1 pseudogene is annotated in these 1,015 nt (G+C 56.1%); it reads left to right on the plus strand.

Annotated elements, in window-relative coordinates:
* Positions 1-320: 320 nt before the first annotated feature.
* Positions 321-1,015: pseudogene (locus tag MEICH_RS29575) on the plus strand (hypothetical protein); the annotation flags it as partial.

A 1,015-nucleotide genomic window follows, 5' to 3' on the forward strand; every position in this document is an offset into this window, starting at 1 on the left:
TAGACATGGCTAGCCAGATGTACCTGAAGCAGGTGGTACAGTGGATTGCTTCGGCCGACACTCTAGGCAGCGATGTTAGTGCACTGGACGGGGACGAACTGCAAAAGCACTATCCTCCAAGATGAGGGTGCTCCGGCGGAATACCCCAGGGCTGTGAGAAGCTGTGTGATCACCCGTGACTCAGCAGATAATAAATACACCATCACGGTGAACTCACAAGCCAGCGGGGTGTTTAGTGCGGTTTACTGGCTGCGCTAAGGTATCGAACCTTTTCGGGCGACTCCAGCTAAAATGGGGTCGCCTAAGGTTTCTGGAGAAAGATGCTTAAACGAGACTATCAATTTCCCCAGATTTGGCTAGCCGTTGTTCTAGGACTCATATGGAGTTTCCCATTTTTCGTTAACTATTTCGTTTCTAAGCCCTCGGTATCAACCCTCGAGGTTGCGAGCGGGATAACCCAGTTCACTTATTCTGGCGTGGTCGCCAGCGAGTTGGTATGGCTTTTCCCACGGGTAATGTTGCTGGTGATGATCGGGGTGTTCGGGATTTTGCAGGCTCGAGGCTTGCAATCCTACCGAAATCCCTTCAGCTACCTGTTGCTGTCTTACCTCTTGCTCGTGGGGATCGCTACCGTAAATGCTCGTGACGACGATTTATCCGCGATTCTCCTAGGGGCGGAGAGCCGGATGGACGGCCTTCTTTACCAAATTGGCCTGGTTCTGACGTCTCTTTTCATCTACCGGGTGTTGCGTGAAAACCGCCAAGCCTGGCCGCTTCTGCTGTCCGGGTTGGTGGTCGTGGGTGTGGTCGAAACGGCCGTAGTGGTGTTGCAGCGGCTAGCCCTGGACCCTGTCGGGCCGCTGACTCGAGGCTTCATGTACGAGGCTCCGGTGGGCACCATCGGCCACCCCGGGATGGTGGCGGGGTTCATGGTCGTCGTGCTGGTCGGCGGAATGGGCCTGTTCCTACGGGCGAGCGGGACGGCTCAGAGGGTGCTCTTGGCGCTGGCGCTGCT

The sequence above is a fragment of the Calidithermus chliarophilus DSM 9957 genome (assembly GCF_000430045.1).
GTDB lineage: Bacteria > Deinococcota > Deinococci > Deinococcales > Thermaceae > Calidithermus > Calidithermus chliarophilus.